Raw genomic sequence first — 17720 nt, 5'->3', positions numbered from 1 at the left:
CTCCTGTCACCTCGCACACCTGTCGCACAGGGGTCACACAAGTATTCGTCCGCCCCGTGCCGTGCCCTCACTCCCCCGCAACCTCCCGTTTCCCCGAGTTTCCGGGCCCCAGGCGTCTTTATATCGGGCATACGAGGTTCTGTCGGGCTTCTCAGCGGGGACTCAGGTACCTCTCATGATCGCGCGACAGTCTCTTTTCCATGACCGAGAGCTTCCGCCGCAGCGGCGAGTACGAGACCCCCCAGGGCGACCAGCCGCAGGCGTACCCCCAGCAGCAGCACGCCTCTTCCCCCGTGAACCCGGAGTGGCCGCCCCCGCCGGCCTACCAGCCGCAGCCGGCCCAGCCCTTCCAGCAGGCGCAGCCCGCGCAGTCTGCTCAGCCCGCGCAGCCTTTTGAGCCTGCGCAGGAGCCGGTCACGGTCGAGCCGGGTACGACGGTGTGGCCGGGCGGCCAGACGCCCGCCCCCTCGCCCGCCCCGCAGGCCGCGTTCGGCGCCGACGGCTACGGCGGTTCCGGTGGCGGCGACGGTGGCGACACGGCTCTCCTCACCCCCGTCCAGGCGGAAGCACCCAAGCCCAAGAAGAGCGCCCGCGGCCCGATCGCGCTGCTCGCCGCGGTGGCGATCGTCGCCGCGGCCATCGGCGGCGGCACCGCGTACGCCTTCCAGCAGCTGACCGGCAAGGACACCGTCGCCACCTCCAGCACCACCACGGCGGTCGTGCCCTCCAGCAAGCGGGGCGACGTCGCCACCATCGCCGCGAAGGTCAGCCCGAGCGTGGTCGAGGTCGAGGCCACCCTCAGCAACGGCACCTCCACCGGTGCGGGCGTCATCATCACCACCGACGGCCAGATCGTCACCAACAACCACGTCATCTCCGGCGCCACGTCCGTCAAGGTCAAGACGAGCAACGGCAAGTCGTACACCGCGAAGGTCGTCGGCACCGACAGCAAGAAGGACCTCGCGCTCCTCCAGCTGCAGAACGCCTCCGGTCTGACGGCGGCCACCCTCGGCAACTCCGACGGCATCCAGATCGGCGACACGGTCGTCGCGATCGGCTCCCCCGAGGGCCTCACCGGCACGGTCACCAGCGGCATCGTCTCCGCCCTGAACCGTGACGTGACCGTCTCGACCGACGAGAGCCAGAGCCAGGGGCAGGGTTCGGGCGGCAGCGGCCAGTGGCCGTTCCAGTTCGGCGGCCAGCAGTTCAACGGCGACACGGGCTCATCGACCACGACCTACAAGGCCATCCAGACCGACGCGTCCCTCAACCCCGGCAACTCCGGCGGCGCCCTGATCGACGCGAACGGCGACATCATCGGCATCAACTCCGCGATGTACTCGTCGAGTTCGGACTCCTCGTCCTCGTCGTCCGAGGCCGGAAGCATCGGCATCGGCTTCGCCATCCCGATCAACACCGTCAAGGCGGACCTGGCTTCGCTGCGGGCGGGCGGTACCAGCAACTAGGTCGAAGGCCCACCCCACCAGCAACCAGTAGGGAGTACGTCATGATCAAGCAGGTTTCGCACACGGTGACCGACGCCGGAGCGGCCGGTCTCGGCCTGGCCCTCGGGGTGGCGTACGAACTGCACGCACCGGCGGCCCGGGCACCGGAACTGGCGCCCGCCCCGGAGCTGATGGGGCTCCGCACCAGCGCGGCCCACCCGCACCACCGGAAGGTGCCGCTGAACCGGCTCGCCACGATGCGAGCGTGAGTCCGGGCACCGCGCGGTCGATCTCAGCCGGTTTCTCCCCTCCCCTCCTCTTTACGCGCCAGCCGGGAAACATGCGAGGCTGATTGCGACCAGCCGAGCGTTGTCTCCCCGTCCCACCGCACCCGAGGAATCCAGCCCATGAGCCCCGCCGAAGGCGACCGTGACACCCAGCGCATCCTGATCGTCGACGACGAGCCGGCGGTGCGTGAAGCACTCCAGCGCAGTCTGGCCTTCGAGGGGTACGACACCGAGGTCGCCGTCGACGGCGCGGACGCGCTGGAGAAGGCGACCGCCTACCAGCCCGACCTGGTCGTCCTCGACATCCAGATGCCGCGCATGGACGGCCTGACGGCCGCCCGCCGGATGCGGGGCGCCGGGACGACGACGCCGATCCTGATGCTCACGGCCCGCGACACGGTCGGCGACCGGGTCACCGGCCTCGACGCGGGCGCCGACGACTACCTCGTCAAGCCCTTCGAACTCGACGAACTCTTCGCGCGGGTACGGGCGTTGCTGCGCCGCAGTTCGTACGCGGCGGCCGCGGCGGCCGGGCAGGCGCCCGAGGACGACTCCCTGACCTTCGCCGACCTCCGCATGGACCTCGCGACGCGCGAGGTGACACGGAACGGCCGCCAGGTCGAACTGACCCGCACGGAGTTCACGCTCCTCGAGATGTTCCTCGCCCACCCGCGCCAGGTCCTCACCCGCGAACAGATCCTGAAGGCGGTCTGGGGCTTCGACTTCGAGCCGTCGTCCAACTCCCTCGACGTGTACGTGATGTACCTGCGCCGCAAGACGGAAGCGGGCGGCGAGCCGCGGCTCGTGCACACGGTCCGGGGCGTGGGGTATGTGCTGCGACAGGGTGGAGCGGAGTGAAGAACGTCCTCGACCGCTACCTCGACCGCTTCCTCCACCGCTTCCGCACCCTGCCGATCAGGTCCCGACTGGCGATGCTGGTCGCGGCGGCGGTGGCGTTCGCCGTGGCGGCGGTCTCGGTCACGTGTTGGTTCATCGTGCAGGGGAAGTTGAACGACCAGGTCGACGCGCAGCTCGACGGCTACAACATCAAGGTGGATCCGCAGCTTCTCGAAGCTCTACTGGCCGCATGTCCGAAAAAGGCGAGCGCCTCGTCCGACACCATGCGCCCCAGGGACTACTACGCGCAGATCGTGAAATCGGACGGCACCATCTGCGTGTTCGGTGACTCCGCGGGTGTCGTGAAGGTCACGGGCAGGGACAAAGCGGTCGCGGCGAAACCCGACCTGAGCGTGCACACCTTCCACAGCAGCACCGACACGTCCGGCAAGGACGTGCGCGTACGGACCACTCCTCTCGTGACGGGGTTCGGCCCCGGTACCCAGATGTACCGCGACTACGCGCTGATGGTCGCCCTGCCCCTCAACGAAACCCAGAAGACCCTCGACGACCTGGCCCTGGTCCTCCTCCTCGTCTCCGGCATCGGAGTCGTCGGCGCCGGTGCGGCCGGACTCGCTGTGGCCCGCGCGGGTCTCCGCCCCGTCGACAAGCTGACCGAGGCCGTGGAACACGTGGCCCGGACCGAGGACTTGGCCGTCCGCATCCCGGTGGACGAGGACAGCGACGACGAGGTCGCCCGCCTCTCCCGCTCGTTCAACTCGATGACGACGTCCCTCGCCAACTCCCGTGAGCTGCAACAACAACTCATCGCGGACGCCGGCCACGAACTCCGCACCCCCCTCACGTCCCTCCGCACGAACGTCGAGCTCCTCACCCGCAGCGAGGAGACCGGCCGCCCGATCCCCCCGGCGGACCGCAAGGCACTGCTCGCCTCGGTGAAGGCGCAGATGACCGAACTGGCCTCCCTGATCGGCGACTTGCAGGAACTGTCGCGTTCGGAGGGGCAGCGAGGTGAACGCGTCCAGATCGTCTCGCTCCAGGACACCGTCGAAGCGGCCCTGCGCCGAGCCCGCCTGCGCGGCCCGGAGTTGACGATCACGGCGGACGTCCAGCCCTGGTACGTCCAGTCGGAGCCCTCCGCGCTCGAACGCGCCGTGGTCAACATCCTCGACAACGCGGTGAAGTTCAGCCCCGAGGGCGGCACCATCGACGTCCAGCTCACGCGCGGTGTCCTCACGGTCCGCGACCACGGCCCCGGCATCCCGGAGGACGAGATCCCGCACGTCTTCGACCGCTTCTGGCGTTCACCGAGTGCACGGGCGCTGCCCGGGTCGGGCCTGGGCCTGTCGATCGTGGCCCGCACGGTCCAACAGGCCGGCGGCGAGGTGACGTTGTCCCGCGCGTCGGGCGGGGGGACGGTGGCGACCGTACGGCTGCCGGGGGCGCCGACTCCGCCGCCCGAGGTCCACTGACCGACGGTGGCCGACCGGTGAATTTGACGTGGACACGCACCCATCGTGTGAACTAGCGTTCTCCTTGATCATTGGGAGTGTCCACGCCGGCAGCCTGACCATCCTGCCCTCGGACACTCCGCACAGCGCAGAGAACGGGGACATCATGACCAGATCGAAGCTCGCCCGCCTGGCAGCCATCGGCGCAGCCACCCTCGCCGTGATCGCCGGCTCAGCGGCTCCGGCCAGCGCCCTTTCGGACAAGACCCTCAACCTGCCCAGCGGCAGGGGCTACATGAAGTTCCACGACGACGGCGACGTCTTCTCTGTCTGCGACACCAAGGCCGACGGCCACGGCGTCACCGGCAGGTTGTGGGAAGTGAATTCGATCACCCACAACGGGGGAACCGTGCTCGTCCTCACGGACGGCGGCGACAGCGGCTGCGGCAAGAAGGGATACAACGTCGACGACCTCCACCACTACTCGATGGACGTCTCCTGGAACGGCGACGGCATCTGGTACTCCAGCGAGTGGTTCAACGAGTAGGTCGACCGACCGCCCCCGTGGGGATGGTGATCTAGGCCCGCACCGATCACCATCCTCGGGGGACCCTCCCCACGCCGGCGCCCGCGGCCCGCGTGTCACCATTGGCCCCAACACAGGCTCGGGGGAAGGGTGTTGGTGTTGGACGGGGACGGGGACAGAGACGGGATCGAGCGGGAGTACCGAAGGTGGCGGAAGCCGTCGCGGAAGCGACTGGCCGCGTTGGGGATTCTGCTGGGGAACCTCGCCTATCAGATGACGAAGCCCGACCACATCGACCTCAGGTTCGGGCTGTTCGTGCTGGTGCCTCTGGCGCTCGCGGTCGCCTGGATGGCCATCACCCCGCGCTGGTGGCGGACCCTGGCCGGGCCCGGCGGGATCAGCGTCCACCGGGTCGTCCGCTCGCGCGGCTGGGCCTGGCACGACGTCTACGATCTGCGGGTCGAACCGCATCCGGCCCAACGCAGCGCGGACGCCCAGTCGTTGACCTACCTCTACGACACCGACGGCCGCAGGTTCCTCCTCCCCCACGTCGACGACTGGCAACTCCCGGATCTCCGGGCCGAGATCGACGAGCTGCGTGCCGTCGCCGCCGTACACCGGGGCATGGCCTGGGAACCGCGACCCGGGGTCGAGGCGCGGATCAGGCGGCGCGCGGGGCACCGCAAGGCCCATGAACGAGCGTTCATCGGGGTTGTGCTCGCCTTCTTCGCCGGCCTCACATACCTCTTGTGGGAGGTGGCCGTCGGCGACGGACCCCACCCCTTCCTCCTGCTCCTCTGTGCTCCCCTCGCCGCCTACGCCCTCCTCCTCCCGTGCTTCCGCCTGCTCGCGTCCCGAGCCCCAGCCCACACATAGCCCCCTGCCAGCACCGCCACAGCCACCCGTCACACCGTGTTCGAATGGCGGAGGCGCGGAAGATTCTGCTGGCCGATGACGACGTGGACGTACGGGAAGGGATCGGGCGGCTGCTCAGGTTCGAGGGGTACGAGACCGTCCTCGCGGGGGACGGGCGTACCGCCCTCGATCTGCTCGGTGGCGCGCCCGACCTGGTGCTGATGGACGTCACCATGCCCGAGTTGGACGGGCTGGCCGCGACCCGCCGTATCCGTGCCTCCGGGTCCACCGTGCCGATCCTGATGCTCACCGGGCGGACCGCCGTCGGCGACCGGATCGTCGCCCTCGACAACGGCGCCGACGACTACCTCAGCAAACCGTTCGCGGTGGACGAACTCCTCGCGCGGGTACGGGCGTTGCTGCGGAGGAGCGGGCGGAGGGCGGTCGGTGAGCCGCTGCCCGCCCCCGAGCTCGAACAGCTTGTGTTCCACGATCTCGTCATGGATCCGCGTACCCGTACCGTCACCCGCGGCGGCCGGCCGCTCGGACTCACCCGGACCGAGTTCCTGTTGCTGGAGTACCTGCTCCGCCATCCGGGCACCGTGCTCACCCGGTCCCGGCTCCATCGGCACGTCTGGGGCTTCGACTTCGAGCCCGCGTCCAACACCCTCGACGTCTACGTCATGTATCTGCGCCGGAAACTGGAGAGCCGCGGCGAACCGCGGCTCATCCACACCGTACGGGGGCTGGGGTACACCCTCCGGGCAACTCCCCGTGCCTGATCTACCTGTTCGGCTTCGGGAGCCTCAGGATCATTGTCTCGTCCGGGACTTGGCGCAGGATCATCGTGTCCTCCGCGCGGTGTCGTCCCGTGCCCTGTCCCGTGATCGCCATCTCCGGCAGCGGACCCGCAAGTCGCGCGTACGCGCCGCCCCTTGACACCAGTTCCGCGTGGGTGCCCGTCTCCACCAGGCGTCCGCCCTCCACGACCAGGATGCGGTCGGCGTCGGGGGCGAGGCTCAGGTCGTGGGTGATCATGATGGTCGTACGGCCGGACATCAGTCGGCGCAGGGGCTGGATCACCTGGCGGGCGGCCACCGAGTCGAGGCCGGCGGTCGGTTCGTCCAGGACCAGGACCGGGGCCTGCCGCAGCATCGCCCGTGCGATCGCGATCCGCTGGAGCTGTCCGCCGGAGAGTGCCGCCGTGCCGGGGGCGATCTGCGTGTCGTAGGCCTCGGGGAGTGCCGTGATGAAGTCGTGGGCCGCCGCTGCCCGTGCCGCTCGCTCGATCTCGTCGTCCGTCGCGCCGGGGCGGCCGCACTCGATGTTCTCGCGGATCGTGCCGTTGAGGATCAGGGTCTGCTGGGGCAGCAACGCCACGTTCTCGCGCAGGAATTCGAGCGGTACGTCGCGGAGGGGGACGCCGTCCAGGCAGATCACGCCCTCGGAGGGGTCGTAGAAGCGGGTGAGGAGTTTCGACAGGGTCGACTTGCCCGCGCCGCTCTCGCCCGTGACGATCACCAGCTCGCCGGGGTCCGCCCTGAACGTGACGTTCTCCACCGTGTCGCGGGCCGCGCCGGGGTAGCGGAAGGTCACGCCGTGGAAGCTGACCCAGCCGTGGACGGGCCAGGCGGGGACGGGTTCGCGGGGGTCGCCCACGGACGGGGTGGCGTCCAGGATCTCGTTGATGCGGGCGGCGCCGGCGGTCGCGGCGGTGAGGGTGAGGCCGAGTTGGCCGAGGTTGCGGACCGGGGGGTAGAGGTAGCCGATGAAGGCGGCGAAGGCGAGGAGCGCGCCGAGGGTCATGCGGTCGGCGGAGATCTCCCAGACGCCGAGGCCGATGACCGCGAGGACGCAGAGGGTTTCGACCACCTCCACGAACTGCTCGTACATCTCGCTGAGGCGGGCGCCGCGTACCGATGCCTTCATCCACGCGCGGGCCTCGGTGTCGAGGCGCTTCTCCTCGTCCCGGCGGCGGTTGTACGCCTGGGTGAGGACCACGTTGCCGAGGGACTCCGCCACCACCGATGTGATCGCGCCGTCCGCGACCCGCTCGTCCTGCGAGGCCTGCCTGATACGGCCCGAGAAGCGGCGGGCGGCCAGCAGGAAGAGGGGGGCCAGGACGAACGTGGCCAGGGCCAGGTCCCAGCGGAGGTACAGGGCCGCGCAGGCGTAGAAGACCGCGGAGAACGCGGCCGAGATGGTGCCGACGACGCCGGACACGACCATCTGCTCGATGGCCTCGACGTCTCCGGTGAGGCGTTCGACCAGGTCACCTTGGCGGTGCTTCTGGAAGAAGTGGGGCGGGAGGTCCTGGACATGGCGGAAGACGTTCGCGCGCAGGCGCAGGACGAAGCGTTCGGCGGTCCAGGTGGCGAGGGAGTTGCCGAAGTAGCCGACGAGCGCGCCCAGTACGGCGACGCCGAGCCAGGCGGCGGCCGGGCCCCAGAACGCGGACAGCGAACCGGCCTTGAGGGCGTTGTCGGTGAGTTCCGCGAAGAGCAGGATCGCGGCGGTCTCGGCGAGCGCGGACACGATGACGCAGGTGATGATCACCGCGAGCCACTTGCGGTCACCGCGGGTCAGCGGCCAGAAACGGCGGAAGGCCTCACGGGCTTCCCTCATGGTCAACAACTCCCTTCAGAACATCGGTACATGGCCTGGACGTGGCCGAGGCGGGGCCACCGGCGCGAGCGGACTCGCTAACCGGTGGCCCCGCCTCACTGGGTGACGGCTCAGCCCTGGTGCCCGACGGGGCGCTTCGGCGCGGGCTTCTTGGGCGCGGGCTTCTTCGGGGCCGGGGCGGGCTTGCGGTGCTTCTTGACCGGGACGATCTTGTGGAAGCTCATGGTGGGTTCCCTTTCCGGGGGTTCGGCCGTGCGGCCGGGTGGGGGGTGGTGCGGGTCTTCTTCTGCGGCTCGTCGGACTGCTTACTTGTGCCCGACCGGACGCTTCGGCGCCGGCTTCTTCGGCGCGGGCTTCTTCGGGGCCGGGGCCGGCTTGCGGTGCTTCTTGACGGGCACGATCTTGTGGAAGCTCATGACGGTTTCCCTCTCTGGTACGGCTCTCGCGGTGTCTGCTGCGGTTCTGCAACAGTTCCTCTACCGATCTGCTGCAACTGCCTTTGAATTACGCCTGTAAATTCTTTGTCAGCCCTTGTGGTCGATCGGGCGACGCCGCGGAGCGGGCTTCTTCGGGGCCGGCTTCTTGGGGGCCGGGGCGGGCTTGCGGGTCTGCTTGATGGGGTGAATCTTGTTGAAGCTCATGATTAATTCCCTCCCTGTTACGACGCCTTATGGGCTGTTTACTTGTGGCCGACCGGGCGGCGCTTCGGGGCCGGAGCGGGCTTCTTCGTGGCCTTCTTGGGGGCGGGGGCGGGCTTGTGGTGCTTCTTGACCGGGACGATCTTGTGGAAGCTCATCGTGCTCTCCTTATGTCTTCTGTTGCCTCTGTCGTTTGCGCTGTTCGCTTTCGACATGGAAAACACTACTGGACTTTCGACGCAGGAAAAGCGATTTTCGCTTAGACCTTCCTGAGCGATTGCTGTGGAAGATTCTTATGTAATTCGCGGAACTGAACCCGCCCTTACACAGAATTTAGAACGGGAATAAGGAAGGGGCCCGGCGCCGAAACTGCGGCACCGGGCCCCTGAGCAGGGACGAACTGCTGACTGTTACTGCACGATCGTGATCCGGTTCGCCGCCGGAGGCGCGAGCGGGCTCGCCGCCGTGGAGTGGGCGGTCAGGTACTGGGCGAGTGCGGTGAGGTCGTCCGTGCCGACCAGGTCACCGGTGCCCTGGCCCAGCGTCGTGAAGCCGTCGCCGCCGCCCGCGAGGAAGCTGTTCGTCGCGACGCGGTAGGTGGCGGCCGGGTCGATCGCCTTGCCGTCGAGCCGGATCGAGTCGGTGACCACGCGGTCCGCGCCCGTCTTCGTCAGGTCCAGCGTGTACGTCAGTCCGGACGAGGGCTGGAGGATCTTCGGAGCCGCCGCGTTCGTGCCGCTCACCTGTTCCTTGAGCGTCTGGACGACCTGCGCGCCGGTGAAGTTCTGGAGGTTCACGGTGTTCGCGAACGGCTGCACCGTGAAGCCCTCGGCGTACGTCACCACGCCGTCGCCCTCCGCGCCCTTGGCCGCGTAGGTCAGGCCCGCCCGCACCCCGCCCGGGTTCATCAGCGCGAGGTCGGTCTCCGGGTCCAGCTCCTTGCCGTACGCGAGTTGGGCGTCCGCGATGAGGTCGCCCATCGGGGACTCGGTGCCCGTGCTGTTGACGTCGGCGGAGATGTAGCCGATCGCGCGGTTGCCGATGGGCGCGGCGAGGGTGTTCCACTTGCCGATCAGGGCGGTCATGTCGGCGGCCTTGGGCACGGTCCGGGTGACCACGTGGTTCGCGGACTTGACCGCCGTACGCGCGATGTCGCCGGTCCAGCGGTCGTACGTCAGCGTGGTGTCCGTATAGAGGCGGCCGAAGGACGCGGCCGAAGTGACCATACGGGGCTTGCCACTTGGGTCGTCGATCGTGCAGACGTAGGCGTTGTGGGTGTGGCCGGTGACGAGGGCGTCGACGGCCGGGGTGACGTTCTTCGCGATGTCGACGATCGGGCCGGAGATGCCGGAGCCGCCGCCGGACGCGTCGCAGTCGTAGTTGTAGGAGGAGGACGCGGGGAAGCCGCCCTCGTGGATCAGCGCGACGATCGACTTGACGCCCTGCTTCTGCAGTTCCTTGGCGTACTTGTTGATCGTCTCGACCTCGTCCTTGAACTGCAGGCCCTTGACGCCGTCCGCGGAGACGATGCCCGGGGTGCCCTCCAGCGTGACGCCGATGAAGCCGACCTTGACGCCGTTCTTCTTCCACACCCAGTAGGGCTTGAGGATGGGCTTCTTCGTCTTCTCGTCGAGGACGTTGGCCGCGAGGTAGGGGAAGTCGGCGCCCTTGAACTTCTTGTCCGTGTAGCAGCCCTCGGTGGGGTGGCAGCCGCCGTTCTGCAGGCGGGCCAGTTCCCTGGCGCCCTCGTCGAACTCGTGGTTGCCGACCGAAGTGACGTCCAGGTCAAGCTTGTTGAGGGCCTCGATGGTCGGCTCGTCGTGGAACAGGCCCGAGATCAGCGGGGAGGCCCCGACCATGTCGCCGCCGGCCGCGGTGATCGAGTACGGGTTGCCCTTGCGGGCCTCGCGCAGGTGGGTGGCGAGGTACTCGACGCCGCCCGCGTCGATCGTCTTCGTCGTGCCGTCCGCCTGGAGTTCGGTGACCCGGCCGGAGGAACCCGACGGGGGCTCCAGGTTGCCGTGCAGGTCGTTGAAGGAGAGGAGCTGGACGTCCTGGTAGCGGCTGGGCTTGTGCCCGTGGTCGCCGCTCGGGTTTCCGTGCGCGTCGGCGGGCAGCGCGGCGGTCAGCGCACCGGCCGTGGCCAGGCTCGCGGCGGCGGCGAGCAGGCCTGCGACACGGCGTCTGCGCGGGCGGAACGGCTGGGAAGTGGCTGGCATGAGCCCCCCTGTGAGTCGGCTGAGAAGTCACCACGTTCCGGCGCAGCCTAGGGTCAACGCGCGTAGCGTGACAGGGGGTTCTTGGTTACATCCTGGTTTCTTCTTTGCCGCCACTTTGCTGGTGGGTCCGCTTACTCTGAGGCCATGACCAGCGACGACACCGCACGGCCCGCGCCCATCTCGCGTTCCATCGAGACCTATTCCGAGCTCTCCCCGGACCAGGCCGGGGCCGTCCTCGCGCTGATCGCCGAGGCCGCCGGGACCGACGGGCAGCCCGCGGTGTCCGAGCAGGGGCGGCTGCAGCTGCGCGGGGGTGCGCGGCCCGGGGTCTCGCATCTGCTGCTCACCCTGGGCGAAGAGCTCGTCGGCTACGGGCAGTTGGAGGACACCGACCCGGTGGAGGCACCGGCCGCCGAACTCCTCGTACGGCCCTCGGAGCGGGGGCACGGGCACGGGCGGGCGCTCGGCGCGGCGCTGCTGGCCGCGTCGGGGAAGCGGCTGCGGGTGTGGGCGCACGGCGGGCATCCCGCCGCGCGCCATCTGGCCCAGGTGCTCGGGCTCGCCCTGTTCCGCGAACTGCGCCAGCTGCGGCGGTCGTTGGCGGATCTGGAGCTGCCCGAGCCGGTGCTTCCGCAGGGTGTGACCGTACGGACCTTCGTGCCCGGCGCCGACGACGCGGCGTGGCTCGCCGTCAATGCCGCGGCCTTCGCCCACCACCCGGAGCAGGGTTCCCTCACCCAGCGGGACCTGGACGACCGCAAGGCCCAGGCGTGGTTCGATCCCGAGGGCTTCTTCCTCGCCGAACGCGACGGCGAGCTCATCGGCTTCCACTGGACGAAGGTCCACGCGGAGGAGCAGCGGGGCGAGGTGTACGTCGTCGGGGTGCTGCCCGGTGCGCAGGGCGGTGGGCTGGGGAAGGCCCTGACGACGATCGGTCTGCGGCACCTGGCCGCGCAGCGGTTGCCGACCGCGATGCTGTACGTCGACGCGGACAACAAGGCGGCGGTGTCGGTGTACGAGCGGCTGGGGTTCACGACGTTCGAGACGGACTTGATGTACCGCTCGGAGTCGTGAGGAGCCGAGTTGTGAGGGGGTGGGTCATGAGCGGGTGGGTCATGAGCGGGTGAGTCATGAGCGGGTGGGTCATGAGGGGGTGAGTCGTGAGGGGCCGAGTCGTGAGGGGGTGAGCCTCAGCCGCCTGCGCCGCACCGGCTCCGGGCCGGACGCCGCCCACACCAGTACCGCCCCCGCCAGGACGAACGCCCAGTGGTCGTGGCCCGCCGCCCACCACTTGTCCTTCGGCAGGGCGAACAGGCCCCACTCCGCCGGCAGCAGCAGGGCCGCCGCCATGGACGTGGCGAGGAGGGCGATCGCGAGCCGCTGGCCCGGTTCCGCCTCGTCGGTGAGGCGGATCGAGGCAGCCGAGGCCGCGAGGGCCACGACCACCGCGGCGGCCGCCTCCAGGGTGATGTCACCGATCGGGGGCCGGGCCTGTGCCGGTATCAGCAGCACGACGGCGGTCCACCACAGCGCGGCGAGCGGGGCGACCAGTGCGGTGCGCAGGGCGGTGCGCAGGATGCGCCGGGTCGGCACCGCCGCCGTCACCTGGCGGGCCGGATCGTCCAGGAGGAACGTCAGGCCCAGGGTGAAGGCGAGCACGGCGCCGCGCAGCAGGAGCGTGGCCGACCGCGGGTCGAAGTCGGCCGAGGTGAGGCGCGGGAGCGCGGCCAGCAGCAGTCCCGCGGCGGCGCCCGCGCCGAGGGCCCGCCGGGGCAGGGCGCGCAGCACCGGGCGCGCCAGCTGCCCCAACAGCCCTGGGGTCACTCGCACTTGTCCGCTCCCGTCGGTGCCTTGACGCCCAGCAGTTCGGCCACCTTCGCGGTGGACACCTTGGGTGCCGTCAGCTCCGCCCAGTGCGCTTTCACCTTGGGGGTGACGGTGTTCTGGCCGGCCGCCAGCAACTCCCGTACGACCGTGGTCTGTTCGGCCGTCATCGACATCGGGTTGGTCGGCGAGAGCACGATCGCGGAGCCGCTGATGCCGTCGTCGAGCCGGACCGCGCGCAGCTGGGTGAGCGGGTCGGACTGCCAGCCGAGCGCCAGCCACATGACGGTGACCATGCGGCCGTCGCAGAGCGATTCGGTCTTCTTCTCGCTGCCCATGACGAGCACGGAGGAGACCGCCGCGGCGAACTCCGGTACGCGGGAGCCGCCCCAGCGCGTGCCGACGGTCACCTGGTAGGGCACGGTGGACGGTTCGATCGCGCCGTCGCCGTCCATGCCGTAGCGGGCCTCGACGCGCTGCCGTACGAGGAGTTTCTCCTGGGCGGCGGTGCCGCCGGCCAGGGACTGGACGTTGTCCGTGACCTTCGCCCAGGTGCCGGTGCGGGGCATCCACTCGGGGAACGCGCAGTACGTGGAGTTGCCGTGCCGGGCGCAGGACTGGACCTTCGCCGGGTTGACGGTGGCCAGCACGCGGGCGTCGGTGGTCGCCTTGGACACCTTGCCCGCCTGCCCCACCGCGCCCCAGGCGCCGAGGCCGACCGTCACGACGAGCGCGGCGGCGACGGTCTTCGTACGGCCGCCGTTGACCAGTACCGCGGCGAAGGCCAGGGTCAGGGCGAGTCCGGCCAGGTAGAGGGCGTGCCAGGCGGCCGGGCGGCCCAGCAGGTCGGAGGGGAGGGTCTTGCTGCTCGCGTCGCCGATGACCGGGACCAGCCACCTCGTCGCACTGCCGTTGGTGTCGCCCGGGACCGCCCCCAGGAAGAGCGTCGAGAAGAACGCCAGCACCAGGAGCATCGGGGCCGCGAACGGCGACTTCACGATCCGGGCCAGCAGTACTCCGGCCGTTCCGGCGAGCAGCACCGTCAGCGGGCCGACGAGCAGTTCGCCCACCGAGCCGTTGCCGACCGAGCCGGGCGCGAGCACGCCCCAGGTGAACTGCGCGGCCACCAGCAGCGCGGTGAGTACGGCGGCCGGTACGACGGACAGCGCGAACGCGACCGTGCGGCGCCAGGGTTCGAGGACGAGCACGTCGAAGTGCCGGTCGGTGTCCTGGCGTCGGGAGCGCAGCACGGCCTGGTTGGCGCAGAGCAGGACGGCCAGGGCGGGCAGCAGCGGGCCGGTCTGGGTGGCGCGGTCGACGTCCTGGAGGGCGGGGTAGGTGGTCCAGGCGTCGCGCATGGTCCAGCCGATCCAGGCGGCGTAGAGGGCGAACATGCACAACACCGGGAGGCGGAGGAGGAGTTTGCGCGCCTCGAAGAGGGCCAGCGCCAACACCGCCGCCCAGGAACGGTGTTGCTCGGCGGCGCGTTCGGCCGGGGGTGCCTTCTCCAGTACGGCGCTCATGCCGCCACCTCCGCGGCCATGCCGTCGAGGGTGATCAAGTAGCCGTCCTCCAGGGTGGGTTCGACGAGTTCCGCGCCGGGGGGCGGGTCGCCGACGTTGCGGAAGGCGCCGAGGCCGGTGCGCCAGCCCGCCATCGCGGCGGGGTCGCGTTCCGTGCCGCTCCACACCCGGCCGGCGGCCCGTGCGGTGAGTTCGGCCGGGGTGCCCTCGAAGCGGACGGTGCCGCCGGCCATGACGACGACGCGGTTGCAGAGCATCGCGACGTCCTCGGTCTGGTGGGTGGAGAGCAGGACCGTGCGGCCCTCGCCCGCCCGCGCGATCAACTCCCGGAAGCGCATGCGCTGTTCGGGGTCCAGGCCGACGGTCGGTTCGTCGAGGACGAGGAAGCCCGGGTCACCGACGAGGGCGGCGGCGAGCGCGACCCGCTGCCGCATGCCGCCGGACAGCTTCTTGATGCGCTTGCCGCGCACGTCGGAGAGGTCGACCTCCGCCAGCACCCGGCGCACCTCGTGGTGACGTGCCTCGCGGTCGGTGAGTTCCTTGAGGATCGCGACGTAGTCGACGAACTCGAAGGCGGTGAAGTCCGGGTGGAAGCCGGGCGTCTGCGGCAGATAGCCGAGGACGCGCCGCACCTCCTGGCGTCCGCCGGTGGTGCTCGGGTCGTGCCCGAGCACGGTGAACGCGCCGGAGTCGGCGGGCAGCGCGGTGGCGAGCACCCTCAACAGGGTGGTCTTTCCTGCCCCGTTGGGGCCGAGCAGCCCGGTGACGCCCTCGCCGAGCCGCAGCGACACGTCGTCGAGGGCGCGCGTCGAGCCGTAGCGCAGGCTGAGCCCGGCCGCGGAGACGGTGGTGGTCATGTACGGAACTCCAGTCAGGGTTCGAGAGGTGCAGAGGTTCAGATGAGGGGCCCGAAGGCGGCCGGACGCGCGTCGAAGCGGTCCCGCAGGAGGTACAGGAGTCCGGCCGCCAGGGCGGCGACCGCCGCGGCGACCCCCTGTCCGGCCGGGGTGAAGGGGGCGAGCGTTCCGGAGTGCCGGTCGTGGGCGAGCAGCAGGAACAGCACCCAGCCGCCGCCGACCAGGGACGGTGCGAGGACCGGGCCCAGGCGGGGGGTCAGGGCCAGGCCGGTCGTCGTGAGGGCGAGCGCGGGCAGCAGCCAGCCGAGCGCGGCCAGGCCGTAGCCGGGCAGGGCCAGGGAGGCGAGGCCGTTGAGGCCCAGGCCGGCGGCCAGGACGGCGACCGTGCGGATCATGAGGAGGCGGAAGCCGTGCAGCGGGGCGACGACGGTCATCTCGTACGTCGGGTCGAACTTCGGGCCGTACGACAGCGCGACGCCCGCGAGCGGCAGCAGCGGGGCGAGTCCGAGGAAGAGGGTCGGGGACTGGGCGGTCTTCAGCGCGTTGGTGACCAGGACGGTCATCACCAGCAGCGCGGCCACCGCGCCGAGCCAGGAGCGGCGCAGCACCGGTGTCGCCGCGAGCAGCCGTGCCGTGTGGTCGGCGACACCGATCCGCACGAGCAGCGACTCCACCAACCCCCTTTTGGGGGCGTCGAGTTCGGCGTCGAGGCGCTCCCAGCCCGCGTCGAGCGAGACGGGGTCGGTAACGGACGCCAGCAGGTCCCGGCACTCCGCGCACCGGGCGATGTGGGTGTCGGCGGACCAGAGCATGGGCGGTGCCAACTCGCCCCGCGCATAGGCGCGTACGTCGTCTTCGGCCACATGCCAGGTCATGCCAGCTCCTCCCGCAGTTGCTTACGGGCCCGCATGGCCCGCGTCTTGACCGTGCCGGCCGGGATGCCCAGCAGGACGGCCGCCTCCCGGGTGGTCAGCCCGTCGATCACGGTGGCCTGGAGGACCGCCCGCAGCTCCGGCGAGAGCCGGACCAGTGCGCCGGCGAGGTCCCCGTGCTCCACCCCCGCGAGCACGCGTTCCTCCGCCGACGCCTCGTCCCGGTGCCGCAGCCGCGCCAGCGCCTGCCGCATCCGGCCGCGCGCCCCGTCGCCGCGCAGCACGTCGATCAGCCGCCGCGACCCGATCCGCCACAGCCACCCGGCCACGTCACCGTCCTCGCGGTAGCGCGCACTGCCCCGCCACACCGCGAGAAACGTCTCCTGTACGACGTCGTCGACCATCCCGGCGTCGGCGCACCGGCCGCGCAGCCGGGCGGTCAGCCATGGCGCGTACCGCCGGTACAGCTCTTCGAACGCGCGTCGGTCGCCGTCCGCCGCGATGGCCCGCAGCAGCTCCCCGTCGCTTCCCGTATCGCTCACATCTCCTCATCGCACGAGGTCCGCCGACCGGTTCACGGATCGGCGCACAGATCTCTCTTGACTTTCTCAGCCCTTCTGCACCACCCTTTCACTACTCAATTAGTGAAAGGGTGGTGGAACCCCAGTGGTCGAGTACCGCATCGACCGGCACAGCGGCGTGGCCACCTATGTCCAGATCGTCCAGCAGACCAAGCAGGCGCTCCACCTGGGAATGCTGGAGCCCGGCGACAAGCTGCCGACGGCCCGCGAGGTCGTGGAGGCCACCGCCATCAACCCGAACACCGTCCTCAAGGCCTACCGCGAGCTGGAGCGCGAGGGACTGGTCGAGGCCCGCCGCGGCCTCGGCACCTTCGTCCGCAAGGGGCTCAGCACCACGCCCGCCGACTCGCCCCTGCGCTTGGAGCTGGACGACTGGGCCGAGCGGGCCCGGGCCGCCCGCCTGGGCCGGGACGAAGTCGCCGCGCTCTTCACCGCCGTACTCGAAAAGCACTTCCAAGGAGAACCTTCATGACAGGCACCGCCGCGATAGAGGCCGTCGCGCTCGGCAAGCGGTTCGGCCGACGGGGCGGATGGGCGCTGCGGGACTGCGCGTTCCGGCTGCCCACCGGACGCGTCTGCGCGGTCGTCGGCCCCAACGGCGCCGGCAAGTCCACGCTCCTCGCGCTGACCGCCGGACTGCTGGCCCCCAGCGAGGGCGAGCTGTCCGTCCTCGGCGACCGTCCGGGCGCGGCCCGCGAGCGGGTCTCCTACGTCGCCCAGGACAAGCCCCTCTATCCGCAGCTCACGGTCGCCGAGACGCTGCGGATGGGCGCCGACCTCAACACGGACCGCTGGGACGCCTCGGTCGCCGAGCGCATCGTCGCCGACGGCGACCTCAACCCGAAGGCGGGCATCCGGGCGCTCTCCGGCGGCCAGCGCACCCGCGTCGCGCTCGCCCTCGCACTGGCCAAGCGGCCCGAACTGCTGCTCCTGGACGAGCCGATGGCCGACCTGGACCCACTGGCCCGGCACCAGATGATGGGCCTGCTCATGGCGCAGGCCGCCGAGTCCGGCACCACGATCGTGATGTCCTCGCACGTGGTGGCCGAGCTGGAGGACTCCTGCGACCACCTGCTGCTGATCGGCGACGGCAAGGTCCGTATCGCGGGCGAGATCGACGACCTGCTGGCCGCGCACCGGCGGGTGTCCGCGCCCGCCG

At 70.4% G+C, this 17720-nt stretch carries 17 protein-coding genes; 10 read left to right on the top strand and 7 right to left on the bottom strand.

Going from position 1 to position 17720, the window contains the following annotated elements:
* The first annotated feature begins 200 nt into the window (after positions 1 to 200).
* The 7 genes from JHN45_RS29875 (at position 201) to JHN45_RS29845 (ending at position 6204) form a co-directional block, all read left to right on the top strand.
* Positions 201 to 1466, top strand: coding sequence for a S1C family serine protease (locus tag JHN45_RS29875; RefSeq protein WP_201051621.1), 1266 nt, complete (start codon positions 201 to 203; stop codon positions 1464 to 1466).
* Positions 1467 to 1507: 41 nt separating this feature from the next.
* Entirely contained in the window at positions 1508 to 1714 is a 207-nt protein-coding gene (locus JHN45_RS29870) for a hypothetical protein (protein ID WP_200713943.1), read from the top strand.
* A 138-nt stretch (positions 1715 to 1852) separates the two neighbouring features.
* Complete coding sequence (locus JHN45_RS29865; protein WP_200713942.1) at positions 1853 to 2590, top strand: response regulator transcription factor; 738 nt, start codon at positions 1853 to 1855, stop codon at positions 2588 to 2590.
* Positions 2591 to 2664: 74 nt separating this feature from the next.
* A complete protein-coding gene (locus JHN45_RS29860) occupies positions 2665 to 4062 on the top strand; it encodes a HAMP domain-containing sensor histidine kinase (protein ID WP_201051662.1) in 1398 nt (465 codons plus the stop codon).
* Between the two features lie 145 nt (positions 4063 to 4207).
* The gene (locus tag JHN45_RS29855; RefSeq protein WP_201051619.1) at positions 4208 to 4588 is read left to right on the top strand and encodes a hypothetical protein; all 381 of its coding nucleotides are present in this window, start codon (positions 4208 to 4210) and stop codon (positions 4586 to 4588) included.
* A gap of 252 nt (positions 4589 to 4840) precedes the next feature.
* Positions 4841 to 5443, top strand: coding sequence for a hypothetical protein (locus tag JHN45_RS29850; protein ID WP_201051610.1), 603 nt, complete (start codon positions 4841 to 4843; stop codon positions 5441 to 5443).
* A gap of 44 nt (positions 5444 to 5487) precedes the next feature.
* Complete coding sequence (locus JHN45_RS29845; protein WP_200713939.1) at positions 5488 to 6204, top strand: response regulator transcription factor; 717 nt, start codon at positions 5488 to 5490, stop codon at positions 6202 to 6204.
* Between the two features lies 1 nt (position 6205).
* On the opposite strand, the gene JHN45_RS29840 is transcribed toward JHN45_RS29845, so the two are convergent.
* Together JHN45_RS29840 and JHN45_RS29835 are read right to left on the bottom strand one after the other, a co-directional pair.
* Positions 6206 to 8047 carry an ABC transporter ATP-binding protein gene (locus JHN45_RS29840; RefSeq protein WP_201051608.1) on the bottom strand — a complete coding sequence of 614 codons (1842 nt, stop codon included), beginning with the start codon at positions 8045 to 8047 and terminating at the stop codon, positions 6206 to 6208.
* 1048 nt (positions 8048 to 9095) lie between these two features.
* Positions 9096 to 10904: a bifunctional UDP-sugar hydrolase/5'-nucleotidase gene (locus JHN45_RS29835; RefSeq protein ID WP_201051606.1), complete on the bottom strand. Its 1809-nt coding sequence runs from the start codon at positions 10902 to 10904 to the stop codon at positions 9096 to 9098.
* Positions 10905 to 11048: 144 nt separating this feature from the next.
* Between JHN45_RS29835 and mshD the strand changes: the two genes are divergently transcribed.
* Complete coding sequence (gene mshD / locus JHN45_RS29830; RefSeq protein WP_201051604.1) at positions 11049 to 11978, top strand: mycothiol synthase; 930 nt, start codon at positions 11049 to 11051, stop codon at positions 11976 to 11978.
* 69 nt (positions 11979 to 12047) lie between these two features.
* On the opposite strand, the gene JHN45_RS29825 is transcribed toward mshD, so the two are convergent.
* The 5 genes from JHN45_RS29825 to JHN45_RS29805 are packed head-to-tail and all read right to left on the bottom strand — an operon-like array spanning position 12048 to position 16522.
* Positions 12048 to 12734, bottom strand: coding sequence for an ABC transporter (locus JHN45_RS29825; RefSeq protein WP_307783222.1), 687 nt, complete (start codon positions 12732 to 12734; stop codon positions 12048 to 12050).
* The gene (locus JHN45_RS29820) at positions 12725 to 14251 is read right to left on the bottom strand and encodes an ABC transporter permease (protein WP_201051602.1); all 1527 of its coding nucleotides are present in this window, start codon (positions 14249 to 14251) and stop codon (positions 12725 to 12727) included. The genes JHN45_RS29825 and JHN45_RS29820 overlap by 10 nt, the downstream gene beginning before the upstream one ends.
* The gene (locus JHN45_RS29815) at positions 14248 to 15108 is read right to left on the bottom strand and encodes an ABC transporter ATP-binding protein (protein WP_200717445.1); all 861 of its coding nucleotides are present in this window, start codon (positions 15106 to 15108) and stop codon (positions 14248 to 14250) included. Before JHN45_RS29815 ends, JHN45_RS29820 begins: the two co-directional genes overlap by 4 nt.
* A 38-nt stretch (positions 15109 to 15146) precedes the next feature.
* The gene (locus tag JHN45_RS29810) at positions 15147 to 15983 is read right to left on the bottom strand and encodes a zf-HC2 domain-containing protein (protein WP_200717444.1); all 837 of its coding nucleotides are present in this window, start codon (positions 15981 to 15983) and stop codon (positions 15147 to 15149) included.
* Entirely contained in the window at positions 15980 to 16522 is a 543-nt protein-coding gene (locus JHN45_RS29805; protein ID WP_019064514.1) for an RNA polymerase sigma factor, read from the bottom strand. The genes JHN45_RS29810 and JHN45_RS29805 overlap by 4 nt, the downstream gene beginning before the upstream one ends.
* Before the next feature lie 124 nt (positions 16523 to 16646).
* On the opposite strand from JHN45_RS29805, the gene JHN45_RS29800 reads away from it, so the two are divergent.
* Entirely contained in the window at positions 16647 to 17033 is a 387-nt protein-coding gene (locus JHN45_RS29800; protein ID WP_200717443.1) for a GntR family transcriptional regulator, read from the top strand.
* Positions 17030 to 17720, top strand: a 691-nt coding sequence (locus JHN45_RS29795) for an ABC transporter ATP-binding protein (protein WP_201051601.1), incomplete at its 3' end; no start/stop codon positions are given. The genes JHN45_RS29800 and JHN45_RS29795, both read left to right, overlap by 4 nt.

The organism is Streptomyces sp. MBT53 (assembly GCF_016654115.1).
Lineage (GTDB): Bacteria > Actinomycetota > Actinomycetes > Streptomycetales > Streptomycetaceae > Streptomyces.
The sequence above is the reverse complement of the archived record's forward strand: the minus strand, read 5'-3'. Positions and strand labels throughout refer to the sequence as shown.